Genomic DNA, 3,193 nt, shown 5'->3' on the forward strand with positions numbered 1-3,193 from the left:
ACGCTGAGCACTTCTACACCTGGTCGATCGACATGCTCGGCCACGGCTACACCGACAAGCCGGGCCACCCGCTCGAAATCGCCCACTATGTCGGGCACCTGACGGCCATGCTGCGCGCCATCGGAGTCCACCGCGCCTGCCTCAGCGGCGAATCGCTCGGCGGGTGGGTGGCCGCGAGAGCCGCCATCGACCATCCGGACGTGGTTGACCGACTGGTGCTCAACACCGCCGGCGGATCGCAGGCTGACCCCGTGGTGATGAAGCGCATCGTCACGCTGTCGATGGCGGCAGCCGAAAACCCGTCGTGGGAAACGGTTCAGGCGCGGATCAAGTGGCTGATGGCCGACAAGTCGAAGGAATACGACGATTTGGTCGCCAGCCGCCAACGGATATACCGCCAACCGGGCTTCGTCGATGCCATGCGCGACATCATGGCGCTGCAGGATCCCGACATTCGAGCGCGAAACATACTGGGGCCGGGCGAGTATGCAGCGATCAGCGCGCCGACACTGGTGTTGTGGACAAGCGACGACCCGACCGCCGACGTGACTGAGGGCCGCCGGATCGCGTCGATGATTCCCAACGCGCGGTTCGAGGTGATGCCGGGCTGCGGTCACTGGCCCCAGTACGAGGACGCCAAGACGTTCAATCGCCTGCATCTCGACTTCCTGCTGGGGCGCTGATGGCCGCTGTCGGGCAAGGCACACCGAAGATGGACGTCGACGTCCTGGTGGTCGGCGCGGGCCCGGTCGGCCTGACATTGGCCAATATCGTTGGCGGGCGGGGTGTTCGGACATTGGTGGTCGACGAACGTGACTCGCTCATCGACTATCCGCGCGGCGTCGGGCTGGACGACGAGGCGTTGCGTACTTTCCAGTCGATCGGGCTCGTCGAACAGATCTTGCCGCACACCGTGCCCAACCAGATTCTGCGTTTCCTCGACGCCAAGGGCCGCGTCCTGGCCGAAATGGCTCCGCCCGATGCGCGTTTCGGCTGGCCGAAGCGCAACGGCTTCGTGCAGCCGCTCGTCGACGCCGAATTGCTGCGCGGCCTGGACAGGTTCGGCCACGTCGACGTGTGGTGGAACCGTCCCATGACTTCCTGCGTGCAGACCGACGACTTGGTAACGGTCGACTGCGGCGGCGCCGCCAGGGTACGGGCGCGCTACGTCGTCGGCTGCGACGGCGGACGCAGCATGACACGCCGGATGATGGGCGTGTCGTTCGACGGGACGACTTCATCGACGCGCTGGCTGGTGGTCGATGTGGCCAATGACCCGCTGGGCCACCCCAACAGCGAGGTCGGCGCCGACCCGGAACGTCCCTACGCGTCGATCTCGATCGCGCACGGAATTCGCCGGTTCGAGTTCATGATTCACGCCGACGAGTCCGATGAACAGGCGGAGGATCCGGCCTTCCTGACGCGAATGCTCTCGCGGATGGTGCCGCACCCCGACAAGGTAGACGTGATCCGGCGGCGGGTCTACACCCACCACTCGCGCATCGCCGGGGCCTTCCGTAGCGGCCGCCTGCTGCTGGCGGGGGATGCTGCGCATCTCATGCCGGTGTGGCAAGGGCAGGGTTACAACAGCGGTATCCGGGATGCGGCGAACCTGGGGTGGAAGCTCGCGGCGGTGGTGACCGGCCGGGCCGACGATCGCCTGCTGGACACGTATGACATCGAGCGGCGCAAGCATGCCAGAGCGATGATCGACCTTTCCACGATGGTGGGCCGGGCGATTTCGCCCACCGACCGCAGGATCGCGCTCGCGCGCGACGTCCTCGTCCGGTCGGCTTCGGTCGTGCCGTCGCTCAAGCGGTATGTGCTGGAGATGCGGTTCAAGCCGATGCCGCGCTACGAGCAGGGTGCTGTTGTGCACTCTCCTGCGCACTCCACTGTGCACTCCGGGAACCCCAACAGGTCTCGGCGCACCGCATGTCCCGTCGGCACCCTGTTCATCCAACCCCGGGTCGACACCCGCGACCGGTCCGGCGTACTGCTGGACGACGTGCTGGGTGATTGGTTCGCCGTGCTGTGTTGGAACAACAACCCACGCAAGATCCTCGGTGAGGAAGCGTTCGCAAGCTGGAAAGCCCTGGGGGCACGCTTCTTTTCGCTGCGTCCTCAAACGCAGCTGCACTGGACGGGCCACGATGACCCGGACGTCGAGGTGATTGGCGATAGCGGAGGAGCCCTCAAATCCTGGTTCGACACCCACCAGGAATCGGTGTTGTTCCTGCGTCCCGATCGATGCATCGCGGGCGCCTGCATCGCTCAACTCGCGCCCGAGTTGAGCGCCTCACTGATGGAGGCCCTCGCCCTCACGTCGGGAGGGGGTGATCCTCAAAGTGACTCTGGCTCTGTGCTGCATGTCGCACAGCCCGCTCCTGAATCTTACGGGGCAGTCGCGGGACCTGATTGACGACATCGAGGGCGCGATCGCGCACGCGCGCAGATTCGTCGAAGACTACGACCCGGAGCTGGTGGTCATCTTCTCGCCGGATCACTACAACGGCTTCTTCTACAAGGTGATGCCGCCGTTCTGTATCGGTCTGCGCGCCAATGGTATCGGCGACTACGGGACCCACGCCGGTGCGCTCAATGTGCCCCAGACGTTGGCGGCTGACTGCGCGACCGCCGTGCTCGGTTCGGGCGTCGATGTTGCGGTGTCGGCCGACATGGACGTCGACCACGGCACCGTTCAGCCGCTGGAGAAGCTGTTCGGGGACGCCACCGCGCGCCCAACAATACCGATCTTCGTGAATGCGATCGGTGTGCCGCTGGGCCCGTTGCATCGTTGCCGGTTACTGGGTACCGCCGTTGGCACCTATCTGGCGACCCTCGACAAGCGGGTGTTGGTGATCGGATCGGGCGGACTGTCCCACAGCCCGCCGGTGCCAATGCTGGCGACCGCCTCTCCGGCCGTGCGGGAGCGGATCGTGGACGGCCGGCCGCTGACGCGTGAGCAGCGGCAGGCCCGGGAAACCGCAACGGCTGACGCGGCGAAAGAGTTTGCGGGCGGTGGCAGCGACCTGAAACCTCTCAACCCGGTGTGGGACCACCGATTTCTCGAGCTCGTCGACGACGGGAAGCTGGCGGACCTCGACCATTGGTCGAATTCGTTCGTGGACAACGAGGGCGGGACCTCGGCGCAGGAAATCAGAACCTGGCTAGCCGCTTTCGCCGCGTTGGA

The 3,193-nt window shown here is 65.6% G+C and carries 3 protein-coding genes; all 3 read left to right on the plus strand.

The features are described 5' to 3' along the window. Positions 1-683: alpha/beta fold hydrolase (locus JO059_RS19485; RefSeq protein WP_293321699.1), on the plus strand; the 683-nt coding region annotated here is incomplete at its 5' end. Beyond that, positions 683-2,422 (plus strand): bifunctional 3-(3-hydroxy-phenyl)propionate/3-hydroxycinnamic acid hydroxylase, encoded by a 1,740-nt coding sequence (locus tag JO059_RS19490; RefSeq protein ID WP_293321701.1) that lies wholly within the window; start codon positions 683-685, stop codon positions 2,420-2,422. The genes JO059_RS19485 and JO059_RS19490, both read left to right, overlap by 1 nt. Continuing rightward, positions 2,370-3,193, plus strand: an 824-nt coding sequence (locus JO059_RS19495) for a 3-carboxyethylcatechol 2,3-dioxygenase (protein WP_293321703.1), incomplete at its 3' end; no start/stop codon positions are given. The genes JO059_RS19490 and JO059_RS19495, both read left to right, overlap by 53 nt.

Source organism: Mycobacterium sp. (genome assembly GCF_019247615.1).
Lineage (GTDB): Bacteria > Actinomycetota > Actinomycetes > Mycobacteriales > Mycobacteriaceae > Mycobacterium.